General features: G+C 67.0%; 21 protein-coding genes and 7 tRNA genes. 24 read left to right on the top strand and 4 right to left on the bottom strand.

All coding sequences use genetic code 11. From position 1 onward, the window contains the following. Window positions 1–104 precede the first annotated feature (104 nt). The 3 genes from uvrB (at window position 105) to AC06FB_RS02955 (ending at window position 2,481) form a co-directional block, all read left to right on the top strand. Entirely contained in the window at window positions 105–2,129 is a 2,025-nt protein-coding gene (gene uvrB, locus AC06FB_RS02965) for an excinuclease ABC subunit UvrB (protein ID WP_053520440.1), read from the top strand. A gap of 105 nt (window positions 2,130–2,234) precedes the next feature. Next, a tRNA-Val gene (locus AC06FB_RS02960) sits at window positions 2,235–2,309 on the top strand. Window positions 2,310–2,406: 97 nt separating this feature from the next. Then, a tRNA-Val gene (locus AC06FB_RS02955) sits at window positions 2,407–2,481 on the top strand. Window positions 2,482–2,574: 93 nt separating this feature from the next. On the opposite strand, the gene AC06FB_RS02950 is transcribed toward AC06FB_RS02955, so the two are convergent. Next, on the bottom strand, window positions 2,575–2,916 hold the full coding sequence (locus AC06FB_RS02950) for a hypothetical protein (protein ID WP_065181234.1): 342 nt from the start codon (window positions 2,914–2,916) through the stop codon (window positions 2,575–2,577). 181 nt (window positions 2,917–3,097) lie between these two features. Here AC06FB_RS02950 and AC06FB_RS02945 point away from each other — a divergent pair, with 181 nt between their 5' ends. Then, complete coding sequence (locus AC06FB_RS02945; protein WP_181452099.1) at window positions 3,098–3,238, top strand: hypothetical protein; 141 nt, start codon at window positions 3,098–3,100, stop codon at window positions 3,236–3,238. 84 nt (window positions 3,239–3,322) lie between these two features. Here the strand turns inward: AC06FB_RS02945 and AC06FB_RS02940 are convergent, their stop codons facing one another. After that, window positions 3,323–3,607: a hypothetical protein gene (locus AC06FB_RS02940; RefSeq protein WP_065175865.1), complete on the bottom strand. Its 285-nt coding sequence runs from the start codon at window positions 3,605–3,607 to the stop codon at window positions 3,323–3,325. Between the two features lie 28 nt (window positions 3,608–3,635). Then, window positions 3,636–4,403: a MipA/OmpV family protein gene (locus AC06FB_RS02935; protein ID WP_478053365.1), complete on the bottom strand. Its 768-nt coding sequence runs from the start codon at window positions 4,401–4,403 to the stop codon at window positions 3,636–3,638. A gap of 137 nt (window positions 4,404–4,540) precedes the next feature. Between AC06FB_RS02935 and AC06FB_RS02930 the strand changes: the two genes are divergently transcribed. The 20 genes from AC06FB_RS02930 (at window position 4,541) to AC06FB_RS02835 (ending at window position 22,980) form a co-directional block, all read left to right on the top strand. Beyond that, a complete protein-coding gene (locus AC06FB_RS02930; protein ID WP_065175867.1) occupies window positions 4,541–5,212 on the top strand; it encodes a response regulator transcription factor in 672 nt (223 codons plus the stop codon). A 1-nt stretch (window position 5,213) separates the two neighbouring features. After that, window positions 5,214–6,557 (top strand): sensor histidine kinase, encoded by a 1,344-nt coding sequence (locus AC06FB_RS02925; protein ID WP_053519968.1) that lies wholly within the window; start codon window positions 5,214–5,216, stop codon window positions 6,555–6,557. 59 nt (window positions 6,558–6,616) lie between these two features. Next, on the top strand, window positions 6,617–9,016 hold the full coding sequence (locus tag AC06FB_RS02920) for a DNA internalization-related competence protein ComEC/Rec2 (RefSeq protein ID WP_478053364.1): 2,400 nt from the start codon (window positions 6,617–6,619) through the stop codon (window positions 9,014–9,016). Window positions 9,017–9,019: 3 nt separating this feature from the next. Beyond that, entirely contained in the window at window positions 9,020–9,688 is a 669-nt protein-coding gene (locus tag AC06FB_RS02915) for a MotA/TolQ/ExbB proton channel family protein (RefSeq protein ID WP_053519966.1), read from the top strand. A gap of 3 nt (window positions 9,689–9,691) precedes the next feature. After that, entirely contained in the window at window positions 9,692–10,114 is a 423-nt protein-coding gene (locus AC06FB_RS02910) for an ExbD/TolR family protein (protein ID WP_065181236.1), read from the top strand. Next, a complete protein-coding gene (gene msbA, locus AC06FB_RS02905; RefSeq protein WP_053519964.1) occupies window positions 10,111–11,859 on the top strand; it encodes a lipid A export permease/ATP-binding protein MsbA in 1,749 nt (582 codons plus the stop codon). Before AC06FB_RS02910 ends, msbA begins: the two co-directional genes overlap by 4 nt. Then, window positions 11,859–12,878 (top strand): tetraacyldisaccharide 4'-kinase, encoded by a 1,020-nt coding sequence (gene lpxK, locus AC06FB_RS02900; RefSeq protein WP_193395554.1) that lies wholly within the window; start codon window positions 11,859–11,861, stop codon window positions 12,876–12,878. Before msbA ends, lpxK begins: the two co-directional genes overlap by 1 nt. 75 nt (window positions 12,879–12,953) lie before the next feature. Next, window positions 12,954–13,727 carry a 3-deoxy-manno-octulosonate cytidylyltransferase gene (kdsB, locus tag AC06FB_RS02895; protein WP_193395553.1) on the top strand — a complete coding sequence of 258 codons (774 nt, stop codon included), beginning with the start codon at window positions 12,954–12,956 and terminating at the stop codon, window positions 13,725–13,727. Then, entirely contained in the window at window positions 13,724–14,212 is a 489-nt protein-coding gene (locus AC06FB_RS02890; protein WP_478053363.1) for a low molecular weight protein-tyrosine-phosphatase, read from the top strand. Before kdsB ends, AC06FB_RS02890 begins: the two co-directional genes overlap by 4 nt. Then, entirely contained in the window at window positions 14,209–15,621 is a 1,413-nt protein-coding gene (locus AC06FB_RS02885) for a hypothetical protein (RefSeq protein ID WP_478053362.1), read from the top strand. Before AC06FB_RS02890 ends, AC06FB_RS02885 begins: the two co-directional genes overlap by 4 nt. Next, window positions 15,618–17,462 (top strand): excinuclease ABC subunit UvrC, encoded by a 1,845-nt coding sequence (gene uvrC / locus AC06FB_RS02880; protein WP_053519959.1) that lies wholly within the window; start codon window positions 15,618–15,620, stop codon window positions 17,460–17,462. The genes AC06FB_RS02885 and uvrC overlap by 4 nt, the downstream gene beginning before the upstream one ends. 18 nt (window positions 17,463–17,480) lie before the next feature. After that, entirely contained in the window at window positions 17,481–18,110 is a 630-nt protein-coding gene (gene pgsA, locus AC06FB_RS02875; protein ID WP_053519958.1) for a CDP-diacylglycerol--glycerol-3-phosphate 3-phosphatidyltransferase, read from the top strand. 113 nt (window positions 18,111–18,223) lie between these two features. Continuing rightward, window positions 18,224–18,299: transfer RNA gene (locus AC06FB_RS02870), tRNA-Gly, on the top strand. A 178-nt stretch (window positions 18,300–18,477) separates the two neighbouring features. Beyond that, a tRNA-Gly gene (locus AC06FB_RS02865) sits at window positions 18,478–18,553 on the top strand. A gap of 155 nt (window positions 18,554–18,708) precedes the next feature. After that, window positions 18,709–19,782 carry a hypothetical protein gene (locus AC06FB_RS02860; protein ID WP_461287695.1) on the top strand — a complete coding sequence of 358 codons (1,074 nt, stop codon included), beginning with the start codon at window positions 18,709–18,711 and terminating at the stop codon, window positions 19,780–19,782. After that, window positions 19,766–22,018, top strand: coding sequence for a hypothetical protein (locus AC06FB_RS02855; RefSeq protein WP_478053361.1), 2,253 nt, complete (start codon window positions 19,766–19,768; stop codon window positions 22,016–22,018). Before AC06FB_RS02860 ends, AC06FB_RS02855 begins: the two co-directional genes overlap by 17 nt. A 55-nt stretch (window positions 22,019–22,073) precedes the next feature. Continuing rightward, a tRNA-Gly gene (locus AC06FB_RS02850) sits at window positions 22,074–22,149 on the top strand. Window positions 22,150–22,304: 155 nt separating this feature from the next. Then, window positions 22,305–22,380 (top strand) — tRNA-Gly (locus AC06FB_RS02845). A gap of 67 nt (window positions 22,381–22,447) precedes the next feature. Then, window positions 22,448–22,521: transfer RNA gene (locus AC06FB_RS02840), tRNA-Cys, on the top strand. A gap of 189 nt (window positions 22,522–22,710) precedes the next feature. Then, entirely contained in the window at window positions 22,711–22,980 is a 270-nt protein-coding gene (locus AC06FB_RS02835) for a hypothetical protein (RefSeq protein ID WP_053520307.1), read from the top strand. Here AC06FB_RS02835 and AC06FB_RS02830 read toward each other — a convergent pair. Further along, the gene (locus AC06FB_RS02830; RefSeq protein ID WP_478053360.1) at window positions 22,977–24,056 is read right to left on the bottom strand and encodes an alpha/beta hydrolase; all 1,080 of its coding nucleotides are present in this window, start codon (window positions 24,054–24,056) and stop codon (window positions 22,977–22,979) included. The two genes, AC06FB_RS02835 and AC06FB_RS02830, sit on opposite strands and share 4 nt — an antisense overlap. Window positions 24,057–24,092: the final 36 nt, after the last annotated feature.

The raw sequence follows: 24,092 nt of genomic DNA, 5'->3' as shown, positions 1-24,092 counted from the left end.
GCCGGTCTCCATTGGAGGTTGGCGCGTCGGGGTGTCCGGCTTCCCCTCAGCCGGCCGTCACCGGATGCCCCGTATACTGGCCGTTCCCGGGATCTGGCAACATCATGAGCGACAGTTTTGAACTCGTCTCGCCGTATTCACCGGCGGGCGACCAGCCGAACGCCATCGCGAAGCTGACCAGCAATTTCGAGTCCGGCATCGCCAAGCAGACGCTGCTGGGTGTGACCGGCTCGGGCAAGACCTACACCATCGCCAATGTCATCCAGCAGATCCAGAAGCCGACGCTGATCATGGCGCCGAACAAGACGCTGGCCGCACAGTTGTACGGTGAATTCAAGGCGTTCTTCCCGCACAACGCGGTGGAGTATTTCGTCAGCTACTACGACTACTACCAGCCCGAGGCCTATGTGCCGTCGTCGGACACCTTCATCGAGAAGGACAGTTCGATCAACGAGCACATCGAGCAGATGCGGCTGGCGGCGACCAAAACCCTGCTGTCGCGGCCCGACGCGATCGTGGTGGCCACCGTGTCGGCGATCTACGGCCTGGGTGCGCCCGAGGATTACCTGTCGCTGCGCCTGATCCTGTCCAAGGGTGAACGCATCGACCAGCGCGACCTGATCAATCATCTGACGCAGCTGCAGTACACCCGCAACGAATACGAGCTGCAGCGCGGCACCTTCCGCGTGCGCGGCGAAGTGATCGACGTGTTCCCGGCGGAGTCGGACAGCGAGGCGCTGCGCATTGAGCTGTTCGATGGCGAGGTCGAGAAGATCACGATGTTCGATCCGCTCACCGGCGAAACCCTGCGCAACCTGATGCGCTTCACCGTCTACCCGAAGACCCACTATGCGACGACCCGCGAACGCGTGCTCGCGGCGATCGAGACCATCAAGGTGGAACTGAAGGAGCGGCTTGAGCAGCTCTACGCACAGAACAAGCTGGTCGAGGCGCAGCGTCTTGCCCAGCGCACCCAGTTCGACCTGGAGATGATGGCCGAGGTCGGCTACTGCAACGGCATCGAGAACTACTCGCGGCATCTCACCGGCAAGGGCCCTGGCGAGCCACCGCCGACCCTGTTCGATTACCTGCCGGCCGACGCGCTGCTGGTGATTGACGAATCGCACGTGACCATTCCGCAGATCGGCGCGATGTTCAAGGGCGACCGGTCGCGCAAGGAAACCCTGGTCGAATTCGGCTTCCGCCTGCCCTCGGCGCTGGACAACCGTCCGCTGCGTTTCGAAGAGTGGGAGGCGCGCTCGCCGCGCAGCATCTATGTGTCGGCCACGCCGGGCCCGTATGAAATGCGCGAGTCGGGCGACGAAGTGACCGAGCTGGTGGTGCGGCCGACCGGCCTGATCGACCCGATGGTGGAGATCCGCCCGGTCGCCACCCAGGTCGACGATCTGATGAGCGAGGCCAACGAGCGCATCAAGGCCGGCGACCGCGTGCTGGTCACCACGCTGACCAAGCGCATGGCCGAGAACCTGACCGAGTACCTCACCGAGCATGGCATCCGCGTGCGCTACCTGCATTCGGACGTCGACACCGTCGAGCGCGTGGAGATCATCCGTGACCTGCGCCTGGGCAAGTTCGACGTGCTGGTCGGCATCAACCTGCTGCGCGAGGGCTTGGACATGCCCGAGGTGTCGCTGGTGGCGATCCTGGACGCGGACAAGGAGGGATTCCTGCGCTCCACCGGTTCGCTGATCCAGACCATCGGCCGTGCGGCCCGCAATGTGCGCGGCAAGGCCATCCTGTATGCCGACAAGGTGACCCGTTCGATGCAGGCCGCGATCGACGAGACCGACCGCCGACGCGCCAAGCAGGTCGAGTACAACGAAGAGCACGGGATCATTCCCCGCTCGGTGGCGCGTCCGATCACCGACGTACTGGAGGGTGCCCGATCCGAAGCGGCCGAGAAGGAATCGCGCAAGGGAAAAGGCAAGGGCAGGCCTGGAGTGGCCGAGGATGTGGCCGACTACCGCGCGCTCGGGCCGGCGCAGCTGGCGGCGCGTCTCAAGGCTCTGGAACAGCAGATGTACCAGCACGCCAAGGACCTGGAATTCGAGGACGCAGCCCGCGTCCGCGACCAGATCCGACAGCTGAAGGAGGCCAGCCTGGGCTGAACGCGACAGTGCCGCACGTCTTCACAAAAGTGTTGCGCTTCCGGGCCGGCATCAGTAATATACGCGGCCTGCACCGACGCATTCGCGGACGTTCAGACCCCAAACGGGCGGTTAGCTCAGCGGTAGAGCACTACCTTGACATGGTAGGGGTCACAGGTTCGAACCCTGTACCGCCCACCACGACGTTCTCGAAAGAGGGCGGTCGTGAATTGAAAGCCCGGCCCTGGCGCCGGGTTTTTACGTAAAGAGGCCCGCTGGCGGGCCGCAGTAACACGATGGGCGGTTAGCTCAGCGGTAGAGCACTACCTTGACATGGTAGGGGTCACAGGTTCGAACCCTGTACCGCCCACCACCTGGCTCCCGGCCCTGCCGGTGCAGCGGTGGTAATACGAAAGGCCGGCCATCGCCGGCTTTTTTCATGGGCGCATGCAATGGCCGCGTGATGTCACGTCCGCGTGGCCCGGTGGTCAATGACGAGCGTCCGCCGTATCCGCCAGTGCCCATCGATACGCTCCCACAGCTGGATCATGCGTGCCTCGCCGACGATTTCGCGATGGCCATCGGCCTGTTCCTGCGACAGGCACTGCTGTCCCACCCGCAGCAGTCGATCCTGGCGCAGGTGGAAGAGCCGCAGGCTCGCAGGTTCCAGTTCGCGCTGCATGGCGGGCTGCGCCACCCTCGTCGATGATCCGGACTGTAGGGGCAGATCGACCAGCACGGGCTCGTCGGCACTGGTGGCGTGACCGAACGCGCCAGCGCACAGCAGCAACAGGGCAAGCATCGGCATGGCACGGTGCTCCAGCGGGAAAGTGCAGGCAGACTGGCACTTCGCCGCCGGGACCACAGCCGGCCTGCGACGAACGCCCGGATTGAGCCGCCAAACGCAGCCAGGCGCCGATGAATCCGCACCGGGCAGGCGTAGACTTGCGGCGACCGCGCAATCGCGGCCATCACAAGGAGCAGCTGCGATGAGCGATCACGTTCCCGTTTCCAGGCCCAACCCGCTGCTCGAACTGTTGTTCGGCGGCAACATGCTGGCGGGCACGTTCAAGGCCGTGGTCTGGGTGGCCATCCTGTGTGCCGTGCTGGCCTGGACGACCTGCCGCTGATGGCTCACCTGCGTGCCGGCGTGCCGCACACTCGGACACGCGTGGCCCGCATCGGCTGCGGACGGGTGCCGTTCTGGGGGGCGGTCAGGCGCTGAAGGCCTGGCGCAGGCTGCGCAGTGTCGCCTGGCGGTGCTCCGTCGTGCAGGGCTCACCCATCTCCAGTTCCTGCAGGCGAAGGCCGATCAGGGTCATCGACAGGGCGTAGCCGCGTGCCGCGTCGGCTACCTTCGACAGGCCCACTGCACGACGGGTCAGCGCATCGACGTGGTCCAGGTCCGGCAGAAGGCCGAGATACGCGCGTTCGGCGCTGTCCAGATCGGGGGCGCGCAGGATCGCGTGCGCATCGGCTGCGGGGCTGGGGGAGGCCATGGGGATTCCTCGTCCGGGGAGCGCTCGGTCAGAACGAACGCATCAGGGAAATGAAGGCGGATGTCTGGCTGCCACGGCGCGCCATCGGGCTGTCCTTGACCGCATCGCCGAACCATTGGTTGGCCACTACGCCGGTGGCGCGCCATCTGCTGCCCAGTGGCGTGTTGACTGCGATCTGCACGCTCGGCGAGGTGGCGCTGCCGGGGCTGTAGGCGGCCAGGCCCGAACGCAGTGCTTCCTCGTCGCTGATGCCGTAGTAGTAATCGAGCAGGCGCGCACTGGAGTGCACCACTCCGGCCCTCGGCACCCAGGTGAAACGACCGGCCTGCAGCGGATAGCTGTAGTACAGGCTTGATTCCAGGCCGCCACCATGGCCGCTGATCTCGCGCATCACACTGGCTTCGACGATGCCCCAGTCGGCGCTGTATTCGGCATTGATGCCTCCCATCGCCGACATCTGCCGGCTGTGCAGGCGGCGCAGCTGTGGATCGTTCACGTCATCGGTCTTGAAGCGCAGCGTGTAGGGCGTGAGCGCCGCCGACAGGCGCAGGCCCTCGCCCTTGTACAGGTACATGCCCAGCGAGCCGGGGCTGGCGAAGAAGCGCTCGCCCTGCCAGGAGAGGGCGGGCACGACCAATGGCTTGACGTCGTAGTGCGCGTAGGCGCCCGATGTCGCGCCGACCGTGATCCCGGCCTTCACGCCGGGTGTCTGCTCCGCCGCCTGGGCCAGCAGCGGCATCGACAGCACGGCGGAGAACAGCATCGGGCGCAGCAGGGCAGAGGGCGACAAGGGCATCGATCGACAGCTTTGCAGGGGATGAGGCTGCATGCTGCGGTGTCAACATTGTCGCAACATTGCGTCGATGCACACGGAGCGCGACGGGGCCCTGGCTGGCACAATGATCCGAACCGTTTCCCGCAGCAGAGACCTCCATGCGCATTCTTCTGGTCGAAGATGATCCCGACCTCTCGCGGGCCCTGCAGTCCGGGCTGGAGCGGCAGGGCGTGGTCGCCGACGTGGTCGGCAGCCTCGCCGAAGCCGCCATCGCGTTGCGCGAACCGGTGCACCAGCTGATGCTGCTCGACCGCCAGCTGCCGGACGGCGATGGTGCCACCTTCGTCGCCACCGCACGCACGTTGCGGCCGAATCTGGCGGTGATCATGCTGACCGCCAAGGGCACGCTGTCGGACAAGGTCGAGGGCCTGGATGTCGGTGCCGATGACTATCTGGTCAAGCCGGTGGCGATCGAAGAACTGATGGCACGCATCCGCGCGGTATCGCGTCGGCCATCGGCGATGGTCACCCCCAGCCTGCGGCTTGGGCAGCTGGAATTCGACTTCGAATCGCTGCAGGCGCAGGTGCAGGGCCAGACACTGGCACTGCCGCGCCGCCAGGTGCTGGTGCTGCAGGCGCTGGCGATGAGGCAGGGGCGCACGGTCACGCGCAGCGCATTGGAGGCGGCGGTCTACGGTTTCGATGACGAGATCCAGTCCAACGCGCTGGATGCGCACATCTCCAAACTACGCAAAGCGCTGCAACAGGCGGGCGCTGGCGTGGAGATCCATGTCATCCGCGGCGTCGGCTACCTGCTGGCGGAGGCCTGACATGGCGCGACCGATCCGATCGATCACCCTCGGCCTGGCCTGGCGGTTGTTCCTGGCGCAGGCGTTCACCGTGCTGTTCGCCGTGGTCGCACTGATCCTCACCTGGGGTGACAAGGATTCCTGGGGCATGGACATGTTCACCGCCGAGGCGGTGGCCAAGGCCGTGCACAGCCAGGATGGGGGCCTGGCGCTGGACGAGGCACGCTGGCAGAAGCTGGATGCGCGCGCCGGTGGCAACCTCTGGTTCGCCGCCGTCGATGACCGGGGAGCCTGGCTCGAGCGTGGCAAGGTACCGGCGATCCATGCGCCGCTGCTGGCGCGGCTGCCGACGCTGGGTGCCACCGAACTGGGTTCACTGGTGCCGCCCTATCTGGACGTGGCGCGGGTGATGATCCGCAACGAGGACGGGCGGCGCATCACGGTGATGGTGGGGGGCGCACCGAAGGGCGGCCTGCTGGATGGTGCGCTGATGGTGCTGCGCCTGATTGGCCTGTGGTTCTTCCTGCCGCTGATCGTGGTCACCCTGCTGGTGATGCCGACCGTGATCCACCGCGCGATGCGAGGTGTCCGACGCTCCGCGCAGCAGGCCAAGGAACTGGACATCGGCCAGCCGGGCGCGCGGCTGGACGCGCAGCTGGTCTCGACCGAGGTAGCACCGCTGGTGGAGGCGTTCAACGATGCCATCGACAAGGTGCAGCAGGGCTATGCGGCGCGTGACAAGTTTCTTGCTGATGCCGCGCATGAGCTGCGCGTGCCGATTGCCGTGGTGCAGGCGCGCCTGTCGCAGCTGCCGCAGGGCGAGTTGAAATCGCAGTTGCTGACCGACATTGCTCGCCTGGGCAACGTGGCCGAGCACCTGCTGGATCTGCAGCGGCTGGATCGCAACACCAGTGCGATGCAACGGTTGGATCTGGCCCTGGTGGTGCGCGAGGCGGCGGCCGAACTGGCTCCGTTGGTGGTGGGCGCCGGCTACGGTTTCGAGGTGGACGCACCAGAGACGCCGGTGTGGATCCACGGCGACAGCCTGGCGCTGGGGCGGGTCATCGCCAATCTGGTGCACAACGCCATCGTCCATGGCGGCGGGCGTGGCACGATCTGCGTACGTCTTGACCGGACCGGTCTGCTGGAAGTCAGCGACCAGGGCGCGGGCGTGCCGGTCGGCGACCGCGAGGCGATCTTCGAGCCCTTCCATCGACTGCGTGCGGCGGGCAGTGGCAGCGGGTTGGGCCTGCACCTGGTCAAGGAGATCGTCCAGCATCACGGTGGCTCGGTCAGTGTGGGTGAAGCCGTCGGCGGCGGCGCCAGCTTCCGGGTCAATTTCCATCGCGGCAGCGTGCGGCGCTGACCGCTGCGCGGGTCGTTGCCTGATAGGAGGACAGGGGCAGCACGCGGCAGGCTGATGCGATGGCCGCCGATACTCCGTTGCCCGCTCCCATTGGCGGGGTCTGCACTGCCGCGTTCGTCAGCGGCGCCCTGGCGTGCGTGCTGCTGCCCGCGTTGCCACCGCTCTGGAGCTGCGCGCTGGCGAGCACCGTGGCCGGCCTGGGGTGGGCGCTGCCGTGGCGCGGCCGCGCGGTTGCCGCGCTGCTGTTCGGCGCAGCGTGGGCGGCCCTGCATGGTCAATGGACGCTGCAGCAGCAACTGCCGCCGGCCATGCCGGTCCGCGATGCTGTGGTCAGCGGGCGCGTCGTCGATCTGCCGGTAACGGTGGGCGGCCATACCCGTTTCGTCCTGCAGGTCGGCGATGCACCGGGGCATCCCGCACTGGCGGGCAAGCGCCTGCAGATCACCTGGAGCGATCCATGGCCCGGAACCCGCACGCGCGTTGAGGGTGGGGGCCGTCATCAGGTCCGTGCGGGGGCGCAGTGGCGGTTGCCGTTGCGGCTGCGGGCGCCACGCTCGCGGATCAATCCTGGCGGCTTCGACGCCGAACGTCATGCCGTGCTGGCGGGCATTGCCGGTCACGGCACGGTGCGCGCGGCGGGCAGTGCGCGTGAACTGCAGGCGCCGGACGGGCTGCTGGCCTGGCGCGAGGGCAGCAGCGATGCGATTGCAATGCAGGTTCCCAGCCCCGCATCGCGCTTCATCCGCGCGCTCGCGCTGGGCGATACCCGATGGCTGTCCGACACCGATTGGAATCAGTTGCGTGCGCTGGGGCTGACCCACCTGATCGCCATCTCGGGCTTCCACGTGGGCCTGGTGGGTGGCTGCGCGGCACTGCTGTGCAGCGCAGTGTGGTGGCTGTTGCCGTCGCTGGCCCGTCATTGGCCGCGTCCGCAGGCCGCTGCGTGTGCCGCCGCGCTGGCAGCGGCCGGCTATGCCCTGGTGGCCGGCGCGGAACTGCCGACCGTACGCACGGCGTTGATGATCGGGCTGATTGCCCTGGCACGCGGGGGGCGACGACCTCCCGACGTGGTCCAGGCCGTGTCACTGGCGGCCCTGGTGCTGCTGTTGCCAGCACCACTGTCCGTGCTGTCGGCCGGCTTCTGGCTCAGCTTCGGTGGCGTGCTCTGGCTGCTGTGGTGCCTGCCGACGGCAAGCGCCGACAGTGTGGGGAGCCGCCTGCAGGCCTTCTTCGCGGCCCAGGGGGTGGCCAGTCTCGGCCTCCTGCCGCTGTGCGTGGCCCTGTTCGGAGGCGCCGCGCGCCTGGGGCCTCTGGTCAATCTGCCGGTCATCCCGTGGTGGAGCCTGCTGGTGGTGCCACTGGCACTGCTTGGCACCGCTCTGGATGCCCTGTACAGCGGGGCGGGACGATGGCCCTGGCGCGCAGCGTCCTGGCTGTTCGACCTCAGCTGGCAGGCCCTGCAGCCGCTGGCAGACCACCCGCAGGCGATGTGGTGGCTGGCCGAGGCTCCGGCGTGGACCGTGCCAGCGGCCTTGGCGGGCCTGTTCTGGTGGTTGCTGCCGCGCGGGGCCGGCGGCGCGCTGGCCGGCGCGCTGCTGTGCCTGCCGCTGTCATGGCCGTCACGTGACATACCGGCTGCCGGGGAGGTGCAGCTGCTGGTGCATGATGTCGGGCAGGGCACGGCGGTGCTGGTGCGCACGGCACGGCATGCATTGTGGTACGACGTCGGCCCTGCGATCGGTGGCGATGGCGATGAACGGGTCCTGCTGCCGGCCGTACGTGCGCTGGGTCAGGTGCCGCCCGGTCGCGTGGTGCTCAGTCATGACCATCTGGATCACACCGGCGCACTGCCGCGGCTGCGCCGGCAGCTGCCGCACCTGGAGCTGCTGGCACCCCCAGGCAGCAGCCTCGACGGTGCCAGCAGCTGCCATCGCGGCGTTCGCTGGCGGTGGGACGGGGTGGACTTCGAGGTGCTGCATCCCGGGCCCGACGTGCCGACGGCCGGCAACGAGGACAGCTGCGTGCTGCGCATCGCCAGCGCACATGGCGTGATCCTGCTGGCCGGCGACATCGGCGCGGCGACCGAACGGCGCCTGGTGGAGCGGGCGCCCGGCGAGCTGCGCGCGGACGTGGTCCTGGTGCCGCATCATGGCAGCGGGGGCAGTTCGGATCCGGCCTGGGTGGCAGCGGTGGCTCCCCGGCTGGCCGTGGTCTCGGCCGGGCACCGGAACCGTTTTGGCCACCCGAAACGTGACGTGGTGCAGCGCTGGCGCGCCGTGGGCGCCGAAGTGCTGGCTACGGCCGAATCCGGCGCGATCCGCATATGGCTTGGCGCACAAGGCCTGCAGCTGCGTGAACAGCGCATCCACGCGGCCCGGTGGTGGGATGCCGCTGGGCGGGCGCGGTCGGCTGCTATCCTATCGCCGATCGAACAGGCGGCCGCTGGGCCGGAGGGTTGAAACGTGTGGGAACTGGTCAAGGCCGGTGGCTGGCCGATGGTGCCGCTGCTGCTGTTGGGCGTACTGGCTTTGGCAATCGTCCTGGAGCGCTTCTGGTCCCTGCGGCGCGCTGAAGTGCTGCCACCGGGGCTGGGCCAGGAAGTGCGCAACTGGGCTGCGCGCGGCAAGCTCGACCCTGCCCATCTGCAGACGCTGCGCGCCAACTCGCCACTGGGAGCGCTGCTCGCCGCCGCGCTGGAAGCACGCAATCGTCCGCGCGACCAGATCCGCGAGCGTATCGAGGACACCGGCCGCCACCTGGTACACCGCATGGAGCGGTTCCTCAACGCGCTCGGCACCATTGCCTCGGCCGGCCCGCTGCTGGGCCTGCTCGGCACGGTGATCGGCATGATCCAGATGTTCCTGGGCATCCTCGACCACGGCGTGGGCGATGTGAACCAGTTGGCCGGTGGCATCGGCAAGGCCCTGGTCTGCACGGCTACCGGCATGATCGTGGCGATTCCTGCGCTGATGTTCCATCGCTATTTCAAGGGCCGGATCCACGGCTACGTGGTGGAGATGGAACAGGAAGCCAGCGCGTTGCTGGATACGCTCGATGGTCGTCCCGGCGTGATGGCGCCCGCACCGGCATCGGCTGCACGTGCCGCTGCGCCCGCCCCGGCGAAGGCCTGATCGATGCGTATCGGCAACGACCGATCCCAGGATGAGCCGCATATCGATCTGGTACCGCTGATCGATGTCATCCTGGTGCTGATCATCTTCTTCGTGGTCACCACCACCTTCGATGCGCGTTCGACGCTGCAGGTGCAGCTGCCCACCGCCAGCCAGCAGCACACCGATGAACCACCGCGTTCGTTGAGCGTGCTGATCAATGCCGATGGCCGCTATTTCATCAATGACCAGGAAGTGCTGCGCAGCGACGTCGAGTCGGTCAAGCAGACCATTGCCGCTGTGGCGGGCAGTGATCGCGAACAGACCGTGCTGCTGCGTGCCGACGCGCGTACTCCCTACCAGGCCGTCGTGACCGCGCAGGATGCGCTTGGTCAGCTCGGTTTCCGCCGTATTGCAATCGCCACTGCGCCAGAGGTGCGTCCATGAGTTCCAAACACGCGCCGGTGTGGCCGATCTACAAACGCCTGCTGGGCTATACACGGGCCTATTGGGTGTTCATGGTGGCCGCGGTCATCGCGATGGTGGTCGAGGCACTGGCCGGCTATCACTTCACCAAGCTGATGGAGCCGCTGGTCAACCGGGGCTTCGTCAACCCGGAGCCGCGCATGGCGGTGATCCTGCCGCTGACCATCCTGGGCCTGTTCCTGATGCGCAGCCTGGCCACCTGGGTCAGCGACTACACGTTGGCCAAGACCGGGCGCAGCGTGGTCCGCGACCTGCGCGAGCAGGTTCTGCAGAAGTACCTGCACCTGCCGTCTTCGCACTTCGACAACGAGGCGACGCCGGTGATGGTCAGCCGCCTCAACTTCGACACCGAGCAGGTCACCCAGGCCAGCGCCGACGCACTGAAGACCGTGGTCGCCGACACCCTGACCATCATCGCCATGCTGGTGGTGATGCTGCAGATGAGCGTGAAGGTGACCCTGGCGATGCTGCTGGTGGTGCCGCTGATCGGCGGCATCGTGTCCTATGTCGGCAAGCGCTACCGCCGCATCAGCCGCGGCATCCAGGACGGCATGGGCACGATGGCGCAGACGGCGGAACAGTCGCTCGCCGCGCAGCAGGAAGTGAAGGTGCATGGCACGCAGGCGCATGAGATCGCCCGTTACTCGCGCCTGGCCAACCGCATGCTGGCGCTGAACATGAAAGTCGAAGTGACGCGTGCCGCCGCGTCCAGCGTGGTCCAGTTCCTCGCTGCGCTGGCCCTGGCGGTGATCGTCTGGGTGTCCACCCGCGAAGCACTGGCCGGCAAGCTCAATGCGGGCCAGTTCATGGGCCTGATGACCTCGATGATGGCGATCATCCCTTCGCTGCGGCGCCTGACCAGCGTGCAGACCTCGATCTCGCGTGGCGTCGCGGCGGCCGAGCGCCTGTTCGGCATCATCGACATGCCGGTCGAGCGCGACGACGGCACGCATGTCGTGCAGCGCGTACGCGGTGAACTGTCGTTCGAGCACGTGATGCTGCGTTATCGCGAAGACAGCGGCATCGCCCTGGATGACATCAGTTTCGTTGCCAGGCCCGGAACGGTCACCGCCATCGTTGGTCGTTCCGGCAGCGGCAAGACCAGCCTGATCCGGCTGGTGCCACGCTTCTACGAGCCCAATGGCGGCGTCATCCGGCTGGACGGCGTACCCCTGGATGACTATCCGCTGGCTGACCTGCGCCGGCAGGTGGCGATCGTCGGGCAGAAGGTCATGCTGTTCGACGACACCATCGCTGCCAACATCGCCTATGGCATGGATGCGACCGACGAGCAGATCCGTGCCGCGGCCGAAGCGGCCAATGCCTGGGAATTCATCGCACGCATGCCACAGCAGCTGCAGACGCCGGTGGGCGAGAACGGTGCGCTGCTGTCCGGTGGCCAGCGCCAGCGCCTGGCGATCGCCCGCGCGATCCTGCGTGATGCGCCGATCCTGATCCTGGATGAAGCCACCGCGGCGCTGGACAATGAATCCGAACGGCTGGTGCAGGACGCGCTGCAGCGACTGATGCCGGAGCGCACCACGCTGGTGATCGCCCACCGCCTGTCCACCATCGAGCACGCCGACCAGGTGCTGGTGATGGATCACGGCCGCATCGTCGAACGTGGCACCCATCATGAGCTGCTTGCCATGGGTGGCCTGTACCAGCACCTGCACAGCATGCAGTTCCGCGAAAGGCAGGACTGATGGCAGGCAAGGGTACCCAGACCCCGCCGTACTGGTATGACGGCAGTTCGGTTCCATGGCCCATGCGCCTGCTGGCCCCGCTGTATGCCGGCGTCACCGCGCTGCGGCGACGCCTGTACCAGCGCGGTTGGCGCAAGCGCCACACGTTGCCGGTGCCGGTCATCGTGGTCGGCAACATCACCGCTGGCGGCACCGGCAAGACGCCGTTGACCATCGCCCTGGTCGAGCGGCTGCGCGCGGCCGGCTGGACGCCAGGCGTGGCGAGCCGTGGTTATGGCCGCGAGAACGCCGACAAGGCGCAGTGGGTAAAGGCCGATACGCCGGTTGCAACCGGCGGCGATGAGCCGGTGCTGATTGCCTGGAAGACCGGCGTGCCGGTGCGCGTCGATCGCGATCGGGTGGCGGCGGGCCGTGCGCTGATCGAGGCCGGTTGCGATGTGATCGTCTGCGACGACGGCCTGCAGCACTACCGGCTGGCCCGTGACATCGAAATCGAAGTGGTGGATGCGCAGCGCCGCTACGGCAACGGCCGGATGATCCCGGCCGGCCCGTTGCGCGAGCCGGTCAGCCGCGCTGCCGAGTGCGATTTCCGCGTGGTCAACCTGGGCCAGACGGATGAGGACGGCGCGGCGCAGGCCTGCGGATTCGGTCAATGGCCGATGGCCCTGTATATCGACACCGCACAGCCTCTCGCGGGTGGGCGCGCGCGCCCGCTGGGCTATTTCAAGGGCCAGCGCGTGCATGCCGTGGCGGGCATCGCCCATCCACAGCGCTTCTTCGACATGCTGCGCGCGCGCGGCATCGGCGTGGTGCCGCATGCCTTCGCCGATCACCATGCCTACCAGCCGCAGGAACTGTCCTTTGGTAGCCAGCTGCCGGTGTTGATGACCGAGAAGGACGCGGTGAAGTGCCGCGCGTTCGGCAATGACTGGTATTACGCCGTGCCGTTGCGCGCTGAACTGCCTGCCGCGTTCTGGGTGGCGCTGACCGATCGCCTGGACAAGCTGCGACCGAACTGAGCGGCCGGGCGACGCTTGCAATCAGGCGCCGCTGGCCACATTCCCGTTGTAACGAGCCTGCCGAGTACCGCCCGCATGACTGAATTCGTCGTTGCCATCCCCGCCCGCTATGCCGCCTCGCGGCTGCCGGGCAAGCCGCTGCGCCTGCTCGGCGGCGATCCGCTGGTGCTGCATGTGGCGCGCCGTGCGCTGCTGGCTGGCGCGCGCGAGGTATGGGTGGCCACCGACGATCAGCGGATCGCCGACGCACTGGCGGGCCTGGGCGAAGTGAAGGTGGCGATGACCGCCGCATCGCATGCATCCGGCACGGATCGCCTGGCCGAGTGCGCGCGCATCGCCGGCTGGGATGACGACACCGTGGTGGTGAACCTGCAGGGCGATGAGCCGTTCGCGCCGGCGGCCGGCATCCGCGCCGTGGCCGAGGCGCTGGTCGATGGCGCGGCGCCGATGTCGACCCTGGCTACGACGGTCGAGGACGCCGAGACCTTGTTCGATCCGAACGTGGTCAAGCTGGTGCGCAATGTGCGCAACGAGGCGCTGTACTTCAGCCGCGCCCCGATCGCCTGGCACCGGGACGGTTTCGCACGCAGTCGCGAGGCCCTGCCTGAAGGCCACCAGTGGCTTCGTCACATCGGCATCTACGGTTATCGCGCCGGCTTCCTGCAGCAGGTCGCGGCGATGCCGCCGGGCCGGCTGGAGCAGATCGAAGCGCTGGAGCAGCTGCGCGTGCTGGAAGCCGGCTTTTCGATCAGCGTCGCCATCTCGCCTGAAGCGTTTCCGCCTGGCATCGACACCCCGGAGGACCTGGAGCGGGCCGAGGCGGTGCTGCGGGCCATGACCCCGCAATGAAGCTGCTGGTCGTCTGCCTGGGCAACATCTGCCGCTCGCCGATGGCCGAGGGGGCATTGCGCGCGCGCCTGGAGGCATCCCCATTGGCCGGCCGTGTGCAGGTCGATTCGGCCGGCACCGGCGACTGGCATGTGGGCGAGCCGCCGGACCGGCGGGCGATCGCCTGCGCAGCCGGCCATGGCGTTGACATCAGCGGGCTGCGTGCCCGCCAGCTGCGCGCCGATGACTTCCAGCGCTTCGACTGGATTCTCTGCGCCGATGAGGCCAACCTGCGCGATGCCGGACGGTTGGCCACCGCGCAGGAGCGCCAGCGCCTGGCCCTGTACCTGCCATGGTCAGGCGGGCAGGGCGCGGCCGCCATTCCGGATCCGTACACCGGTGGCAGCGATCATTTCGAGCAGGTCTGGACCCCGGTTGACCAAGCGGCAGAACGTGCGGTGGCACGACTGTTGCATGACGTCGACTCCGGCATAATCAGGGCATGAACGCCCAGCCTGTCCCGGACCTGCCCGAGTTCGCCACCTGGCTCAACGCCACCCCCTGCACCCTGGCGGAACTGCGCGGCCGGCCGGTCGCGCTGCTGTTCGTCAACGCTGCCTCTGCCTGGAGCGCACAACGCCTGGCCGAGTTCGGCCAATGGCTGTCGCGCCATCCGGGCAAGCTGCAGCCGCTGGTGCTGCAGGTGCCGCGCTTCGACTTCGAGCGCGATCCCGATGCCGCGTTGAAACTGCTGCGCCGCCAGGGCCTGACCGCCCCGGTACTGCTGGATGCGGATTGGGACGGCTGGCGCCGTTTCGGTGTCACCGCATGGCCGACCCTGATCCTTCTCGACGCGCAGGGACGCGAGCGGCAGCGGCTGGTCGGGCAGGGCGCTGCCGGCGAGCTCGAGCGCGCGCTGAACGCACTGTGCGAGGGTGCACCCTCGGCCCCGCCGCGCGGTGGCAACGAGCTGCACCCCGAGCCGCGGCATGCGTTGCGCTTTCCGCTGGGCCTGGCGGTCAGCACCGAGCGCCTGTACATCGCTGACAGCGGCCATCACCGCATTCTCGAATGCAGCCATGGCGGCCGCGTGCTTCGTCAGTTCGGGCTGGGGACCGCGGATTTCATGGATGGCAATCTGGCCGAGGCCGCCTTCCACAGGCCGCAGGCACTGGTGCTCGAGCGCGACGCCCTGTACGTCGCCGACACCGGCAACCACGCCATCCGCCGGATCAACCTGTTGACCGGTCTGGTCGACACTCTGTGCGGCAATGGACGCCCGGGCGCGCCGGTGGAAGGGCCTGTCGCCCAGCCGCGGCAGGTGCCGCTGGATCATCCGGTCGGCCTCGCCATCGCCGACAACCAGCTGCATATCGCCATGGCGGGAGACAACCGGATCTGGAGCTACCACCTCGGCCAGCGCAGCCTGCAATGGCGCGCCGGCAGTGGCGCGATCGACGAGCGTGACGGCAGTGGGCATCTGGCTGCCTTCGCGCAACCCACCGCGCTTGCCGTAGTACAACAGGTCCTGTACGTGGCCGACGCGCTGGGGTCTTCGATCCGCGCGCTGCAGCTGCGTGGGGATCTGGTGCAGACGCGGCTCGGGCAGGGCACATGGCGCTTCGGTGAAGCCGACGGCCCGCGTGCCCACGCCAGCCTGCAGTTCCCGCAGGCTATTGCACTGAGTCCGGGCGCACCGCTGCTGTGGATTGCCGATACCGGCAACGGTCGCCTGCGCACGCTGCGCCTGGGCGGCGGCGAACTGACCACGCAACCGTTGCCACGGCGCCTGCATGGCCCGGCCGGCCTGGCCGTGGGCGCGGGCGCGGTGTGGATCGCCGAGACCGACGCGCACGCCGTGCTGCGTTTCGACCCTGACAGTGGTGTACTCAGCGAAGTACCGATCAGCGAATGACCGACGTTCCCGTCCCGGCCTTCGACGGCAAGGCCTTCGCGGCCCAACTCAGTACCGCCCCCGGGGTGTACCGCATGTACGCCGCCGACGACACCCTGCTGTACGTCGGCAAGGCACGCGCGCTTCGCAACCGCGTGGGCAGCTATTTCAATGGCAGCCCGAAGAACGCGCGGATCATGTCGATGATCTCGCAGATCACGCGGATGGATGTGACTGTCACGCGCTCGGAGGCCGAGGCGCTGCTGCTGGAAAACCAGCTGATCAAGTCGCTGGCACCGCGCTACAACGTCTCCCTGCGCGACGACAAGACCTACCCGCACGTGCTGCTGACCCGCGAGGAATGGCCGCGCATCGCCCTGCACCGGGGGCCGCGTGCGATCCCCGGCCGCTATTTCGGGCCGTATCCGGGTGTCACCGCGGTGCGCGAGACGCTGAACCTGATGCACAAGCTGTTCAAGCTGCGCAGCTGCGAGGACAGCGTGTTCCGCAACCGCTCACGGCCGTGCCTGCAGTACCAGATCGGCCGCTGCAGTGCCCCCTGCGTCGAGCTGGTACCGGCAGGCGAGTATGCCGAGTCGGTGCGCCGCGCGGCGCTGTTCCTGGAAGGCAAGAGCGATGAGCTGACCCGGGAACTGGGTGAGCAGATGCAGGCTGCCAGTGAAGCACTGGAGTTCGAGCAGGCCGCGCGCCTGCGTGATCTGATTTCGTCGCTGCGCAGCATGCAGACCCGCCAGTACGTCGATGGCCGCGCCGCCGACCTGGACGTGCTGGCCGTGGCCATGCAGGGATCGCAGGCCTGCGTGCTGCTGCTGGCATTCCGCGATGGGCGCAACCTGGGCACCCGCCCGTTCTTCCCCCGCACCAATGGCGAGGACAGCCCACAGGAAGTGCTGGCGGCGTTCGTCTCCCAGTACTACATCGAGTTCGAGCCACCGCGCGAGATCCTGCTGGATCGCGAGATTCCGGATGCCGATCTGCTGATGGCCGCGCTGTCTGCTTCGGCCGAGCGCAAGGTGCAGCTGAAGTGGAACGTGCGCGGCGAGCGCGCCGGTTATGTAGAGCTGGCCAGCCGCAACGCGCAGCTGACGCTGGCCACCGAGCTCAACAGCCGCAACGCGCAACACGTGCGCAGCGAAGCCCTGCGCGAGATGCTGGGCCTGGCCGAGCCGGTCAAGCGCGTGGAGTGCTTCGACATCAGCCACACGCTGGGTGAGGCGACCGTGGCGTCCTGCGTGGTTTTCGATGCGGCCGGTCCGGTGCGTGCCCAATATCGTCGCTACAACATCAGCGGCATCGAGCCGGGCGACGACTATGCCGCCATGCGTCAGGCCATCGACCGCCGCTTCCGCCGTGCCGTGGAAGAGCAGGGCGTACTGCCCGACGTGCTGCTGATCGACGGTGGCGCCGGCCAGCTGGCGCAGGCGCAGGCAGCGCTGGCCGACCTGGGCGTGGAGGGCGTATTGCTGGTGGGCGTGGCGAAGGGCGTGGAGCGCCGCGCCGGTCATGAGGCGCTGGTCATGCCCGACGGCCGCGAGCTGCGCCCCGGTGCCGCCAATCCCGCCCTGCAGTTCATCCAGCAGGTGCGCGACGAGGCGCACCGCTTCGCCATCACCGGTCACCGCGGCCGCCGGCAGAAGGCGCGCATGACCAGCAGGCTGGAAGACATCCCGGGCATCGGCCCGCGTCGTCGTGCCAGCCTGCTGAAGCATTTCGGTGGGCTGGTCGGCCTGAAGGCGGCCGGTGAAGCGGAGATCGCCAAGGTGGAAGGCATCAATGATGCCCTCGCGGCCCGTATCTACGCTAACCTGCACGGGTTGGCCACGCCCGATGCGGCCGATTAGAGAGAGAAGCGCGCAAGCATGAAGTTGACCCTGCCCACCTGGCTGACGCTGTTGCGGATCGTGATGATCCCGGTGCTGGTGCTGGTGTTCTACCTGCCCTACACCTGGACCAACTTCGCTTCGGCGGCGATCTTCGGCTTGGCCGCGATCACCGATTGGCTCGATGGCTGGATCGCCCGCCGCTATCAGCTGGAATCGGCGTTCGGCGCCTTTCTCGACCCGGTGGCGGACAAGTTGATGGTGGCGGTGGCGCTGTTCCTGATCGTGCAGGGGCATCCGACGCCGTGGATGGCGTTCTGGGCCGCCGTCATCGTTGGCCGCGAAATCGCGGTCTCGGCATTGCGCGAATGGATGGCCGAGCTTGGCCAGCGTGCCAAGGTGCGGGTGGCGATGATCGGCAAGGTGAAGACAACGGCGCAGATGGTCGCGCTGCTGTGCCTGCTGTACTCGGTCGCGCCCAGCGTGGCGGTCGAGGACATCTGGATGGGCTGGCCGATCTTCCACATCGGTGACTGGACGCTGGCCATCGCGGCAGTGCTGACGCTGTGGTCCGGCCTGCAGTATCTGCACGCGGCCTGGCCGAGCCTGCGCGAGGACGAGCGTGCCGCACGCGAGCGCTCACGACAGAAGAAGCTGGGCAACGGTTGATCGGCGGCACACGGGATGCCCGTCAGGTTGCGAAGCGCGCTGGTTGCTGGATGCGCGCGGTTGAAAAAAGGCCTTGACGCCCCTTCCAGAATGGGTAGAATTTCGCCTCCCAAGCGGGAATAGCTCAGTTGGTAGAGCGCAACCTTGCCAAGGTTGAGGTCGCGAGTTCGAGTCTCGTTTCCCGCTCCAGATTCTGAAAGAGAGGCCTCTGGCCTCTCTTTTTTTATGTCGTGCCGGCCCTGGATTGCCGGGCTTTCCGCTCATCCGAACCTGAACGGAAAACGGGAATCGCCGAGGAGATTTCTGTTGACGCATTGCTGCAATCTCGACACAATAGCGCTCCTTCGACGCAGGTCGAACGGAATCTGCGGGAATAGCTCAGTTGGTAGAGCGCAACCTTGCCAAGGTTGAGGTCGCGAGTTCGAGTCTCGTTTCCCGCTCCAGATTCAAGAAAGAACGCTCCCGCAAGGGGGCGTTTTTCGTTTCCGGTCAGGCCGGACCCTCCTGCCCGCCATTGCGGACCGTGCCGAATGGATATCATCCGCTGTAGTCGTCGGGGTGACGCAGGGAGCGGGGCAAGGGCTGGCAGATGGAGGCTGTGCACGAAACGAGGCAGGACGGTGGGCAGACCGCCTACCGGGCGTACCGTGATCGGATGCTGGAGGGTTGCCGGGGACGATCCGCGGGTGCGTTCCACGACGACATCGACGATGAGCGGACGGATGACCGGCCCGAAGTACCGCGCAACCGCATCCGTGGCTTCCGCATCGCAGTGGCCGATGCGCTGCGCGGGCAAGACCCGACTGTGGTCACCGAGGAAGACATGGCGCGCCGTGCGCTGGGCATTCCGGCGGACATCGCGCTGCATCCTGGCAAGGGCCGCGGGTGGCCGCTTCTGGTGCAGGTGTTCATGCCGTTCCCGTGGGTGCTCAGGTACGTGCGACACGCGCTGTCGCGGATCCGGACGTTCGAGGGCCGCCAGTACGTGTACTGCCAGTTCCACGCACGGCTGTTCCTGCATGCGGAAGCACGCATGTACAGCCGCAGCCTGGACATCGCCCTGCGCCGCTTCGAAGCCACGTCGTGGGAAGAACTGCGGGCGCTGCAGCTGCGGGATGCCGGCTGGCTCATCGCTGCCCATCGCCTGGGCCTCCGTCGGCTGACGGACCTCGACCGGTGTGCTGGACGGTCTGAAGCGCCTGGATGGTTTGCGCGGTGGATGGTGGATGAAGGCATCATCCAGCACAAGGAAGAGCTGCAGTGGCTGCAGTCCGCGCACACCGCGCACAGGGCATGGAGCGTCGGCTGGCGGCCGCGGCGAACGCAGCGCGAGCCGGTGCGTTCCGTTGTGCGCCAGCTGATGCTTGCGGGCGTTGCGCGGCCGCACCTGGCGCGCCTTCATGATGTCGACCTGGAAGAATCTGATGCGGCGCGTCTGGCCGCGAATCTGACACTGCTGGCCGGTGCCGGCATTGCGCCGGTGCACGAGGTATTCGATTCTGCACGTTATCTGTTGTGGCGCACGCCGACGAAGACGTGGGCCTGGGTGCTGGGGGCAGCCGGCGCATGCACACCGGCAGATATCCACACGCTGCGCGGCTACCTGGGGTTTCATGCTCCACCCCCTGACTGGATCGCCCATCATCTGATCGCACGTGGGTGCAGGCCTTGATGCACTTGCCACTTGCTGTCGGTTGCTGGCCGAGCTGAGCGATGATGCCCCGGCCGAAGATGTGGAGGCCGCCATCGACCTTCTCCTGGCAGCACCTCATTGCCTCGACTTCACGCAGTTGGGCGCCTGCGGCCAGTATCTGCGACGGCCCGACCGGCTGGATCGATTCCTGCAGGTGCTGGTTCGCCATGATCTCGGTGCAGCGGGCCACGTTGTTGCGTTCCAGGCCTGCTATCGCGTCGGTGACGCCGATCGCCTGGACGCGTGGTTGACCCTCATTGCGGGGCGCACAGCGGGCATGGACGTCGATGTGCTGGTCGAATGGGTGGGTCGAATGCTTGCACAGGGGAGCCTGGACGCATTCCAGTACCTGCATTCGGCCATTGCGCCTGCTGATTTTGCAGAGCAGCGGAAGCTGGAAGTGCTGGCGTCCCTCGGTCCGGGACTGCTGCGTTACCTGGTTGAAGACAAAGGCCTGGATTCGGTAAAAGCGCTGCGCGACTGGTACTTCGCTACCCGGGGCCTGCACGGGGTGACCTGGTGGGGCGGCAGCGATCCCGAACTGTGTCGGCTGCTGGCGGATGACGCCTTCCAGCGCCACAACTTCGGCTTCATGATGCAGAACCATCGATGCGTCCTGGAGGTGGTCGAACGACGGGCACACCAGGTGGTTCCGCGCCCGCAGAGAAACGTCGATGCAGATGCCATGGCGCGCTACTACGATGCGCTGGCCACGCGGCGTCGCGAAGAGATGGCGCGCCTCCTGCCGCAGTTGCCCGCGATGCTGGAGGGAACCGGCGGACTTCTGCTCGCATCGGTCCTTCGCGCAGGCGGAACGTCGATGAAAGCACTGCAGGACAGGCTGGCCCGGTTACAGCCCGCGGTCGAGCAGTTGCTGGCCGGGCAGGGAGCAACGTCAGCCGAGCTGGACGAGGTGGATGCGGAGCTCATTTCGATGGTCTACCGCACGTCCGTCGATGTCGTCCGTGGAAGTTGGGCGGCGGCACGCGGATTCCAGTCGCACCTGGATGGATGGAGGCTGGAGCCGTTCCATCCGATGGCCTGGCAACGCTCGATCAGAAAACGCACAGGCGTGCTGGAGCGCAGCAGCCTGCTGGCACTGAAACGCGCCAGCGAACACGCGACGCGGTTCCAGCACGGCCCGGATGAGGGGCCGCGAACGTTCCGTGACCTGCGATCGAAGCGGTTGCTGGATCCCGCGCGGGATCCTTGGTCGGTCTCCGCCCATCTCGGCCTGCTGCTGGCTGCCGCAGGCAATGATCCGGAGATCCTCCAGTGGCGGCGCAGCACCTTCAGCGAGGTCGCCAGCATGCCGGAGGACGGTGCGCAGACCAGCGCGTACCTGGAGCAGCTGGATCGGTTGTTCAACAGCGCATTGCCGGATGCCCTCGACGAACATGCTCAGCGTTTTCTGCATAGCCTCGCTCCCGATGACGCCGGGCAGCTGCTGCAGCGGCTGCTGCCGCCGTCGCCGTCCGCTGACAGCACGGTACCGGTCATGTCACTGGATCAGGCCTTCGCGCAGATGCGCAAGAACGTTCTGGATGTGTGCGTGCGCTGGGTGAAGCGCGAGAAGGGCAGGTATGGCCGCCCGGACCCTTCCGGATCGTGCACGCATCTGCAGGCGACGTTGACCAAGCACCCGGCGTACTTCGCCAAGCATGCCGCCAATCTATGCTCACGCGATCGCGTTGCGATGTGGCAGGAGGCGCGCCACGCCCACCTGGTCGTATTCGATCCGAGGCAGCGACGATTGGCGGGCATGGCCATGGTGAACATCGAGGTCGTGCCGTCCCTGCACGCTTCCGGGAGCTGCCTCATCATCCGCGCGATCAATCCCATGGAAGACATGCTTGCGACGCATTGTCTCCGGTCCATCGTGGAGTCCTTCCTGGACATCGCCATCCAGATCGCAGAACGCAACGACCTGGTTGCGGTACTGATGCCCTGGCACAACGGGGTGCATCTGTTGTCGAACCTTCCCGGGATCGAGAAGTACCTCAAGAAGCAGTACCTGCAGAAGGCCCAGGCGGCATCTGCCGACCGGTCTGGCGAGCTGATGGCCAGCGACGACCTGCGCCGCCGCCCCCGCAAGGTGAAGGCCAGATTCTCGGCATTCGAGCAGGGAATGGAGATCGTCGGAACGCTGTATGCGATCTGGCAGCGGGCCCCGGTGGACCAAGCCACGCGTCGCACGCCATCGGAAGACGGTTGACGGCGTGAAGGAACTTCGACACAATGGCGCTCCTTCGACGCAGGTCGAAGAATCTGCGGGAATAGCTCAGTTGGTAGAGCGCAACCTTGCCAAGGTTGAGGTCGCGAGTTCGAGTCTCGTTTCCCGCTCCAGATTCTACAGGGCCCCGGTTGGGGCCTTGTTTTTCTCCCGCCCTTGGCAAGGCGGGGCCCGTTGAGCCACAAGGCTTTTCGCGCAGTCAGAAAAGTGAAATAAGGTGTGAAATCGCTGGTGTGAGTTCCGGGCTTCCGGTATCATGACAGCCTATGCGGGAATAGCTCAGTTGGTAGAGCGCAACCTTGCCAAGGTTGAGGTCGCGAGTTCGAGTCTCGTTTCCCGCTCCATGTTCCGACAGGCCCCATCGCGGGGTTTTGTCATGTCAGGGGCTCCATTCCTGGCGCGCAGTACGTTGGCCTCATGGCAGAGTGGCTATGCACCGGATTGCAAATCCGTTTACAGCGGTTCGATTCCGCTTGAGGCCTCCAATTGAAAAGCCCTGACTTCGGTCAGGGCTTTTTTTTTGCGCCGTCATCGTGCGCTGCCAAGCGTGCCTGACATCCCAGTCTCAGCCGCCCACGACATGGCAAGGCGGTATGGTCAGCGCAGAGGCCTTCGGGCGCGGCAATGGCAGGCAGGGAGACTATGGCGCGTGGCGGACAGGCGGTGGATCGGCAATGAGCAAACCCACAACGGAAGTACGCTGGCTGACATTCCGGCTGATGAACGGACAATCGATCGGACCGGAGCGCCTGCGCGATGGCTGGAGCACCGCTTCGGAAACCCGCCACTGCGGGGTCCGGCGCGAGGCCATCGAGGGGGCAGGTGTGGTCTACGCGCTGTACGGGCCTGCCAACCTGGCATCGCCGCGTCGTGCCGAGATGCGCATGCGTGAGTTCCTGATGAGCAGCGGCTACACCTTCACCATGGGCACGCTGGGCGGCTAGCGCATCGCGGCAGCCTTCAGGGCCGCGACCACCTGTTCTCCGGAGAAGCCACAGTGGCCTGTGCCTGCTGCGGGCAGTACGCGCGGCAACGGCGTCGCACCCGCGTGCGCGGCCAGTTGCGGATAGCGTTCCTGCATGCGCGGTGCGATGGTGGGATCGTCATTGTTGAACTGAATCACCAACGGCCGCTTCAGCGCGCCGGTCAATCCGAGTGTTTTGCGCACACGCGCCTGTGCTGCGGGAACGGCGGCGATGCGCTGCACCCCTGCATTGAACGCGACGTCATCGCCGAATCCACGATAGACGACGCCGATGTTGCCGACTGGCATGCCGCCGCTGCGCGTGGCCAGTTCGTGCAGGACCAGGGCGTGCAGGCTGATCGTTCCGGGCAGCGCATCGGACGCGACCTGCAACTGTGTGGCCAGCAGCGCAGCGGAGTGCGGCGCGCGTTGCAGGGCGTTGGCGATGCCTTGGTACAGCTCGCCCTGTGGTACCGAAGCGGCTTCGCTGGATGCCAGGCCAGCAGCAGGCAGTCCTTCGGCATGCGGGAAGAAGTAGTCGAACGCGACCACGGTGGTGAGCAGGTCGCCGGCCAGCTGCTCGCCTGACAGGTTGGCGCCGCATAGCGAAACACCACCGGCGTAGTGGGCCGGATGCCGTTCGAGACTGGCTACGGTCACCGCACCGCCCATCGAAAAACCGAGCAGCCAGGTATTGCGCACGCCCTTCAAACCGGCCAGCGTGTGCTGACGCAGGCGTTCCACATCGTTGATGGCATCGGCCACCGCCCACCCCTGGCTCGCGTAGGCGCTCTGTGCGACCGCGTAGCCGGCCGCCAGCAGAGGTGCGGTTGCCTCGTTGGCGGCCATCGGCGATTCGCGTGGCGTGCCCACCGGCTCGTAACCGTGCGCCAGCATCACCAGATCGCCGTTCCAGTCCGCAGGGATGTCCAGGCGCCACGGCGCACCCTGCAGCTCGCCACTGAGCATGCGTGGTGGGGCGGGCGGCGCCGCCAGCAGCGGCACGGAAGGCAACGCCAGGGCCAGTGCCAGGGTCAGTCGGAGAAGGGCACGCATCGTGTTCATCCGGGCAGGTGATACGCCGAGCATAGA

It is taken from the genome of Stenotrophomonas sp. Steno-C15 (genome assembly GCF_056393265.1).
This window is presented reverse-complemented; position numbering and strand designations above follow the sequence as displayed.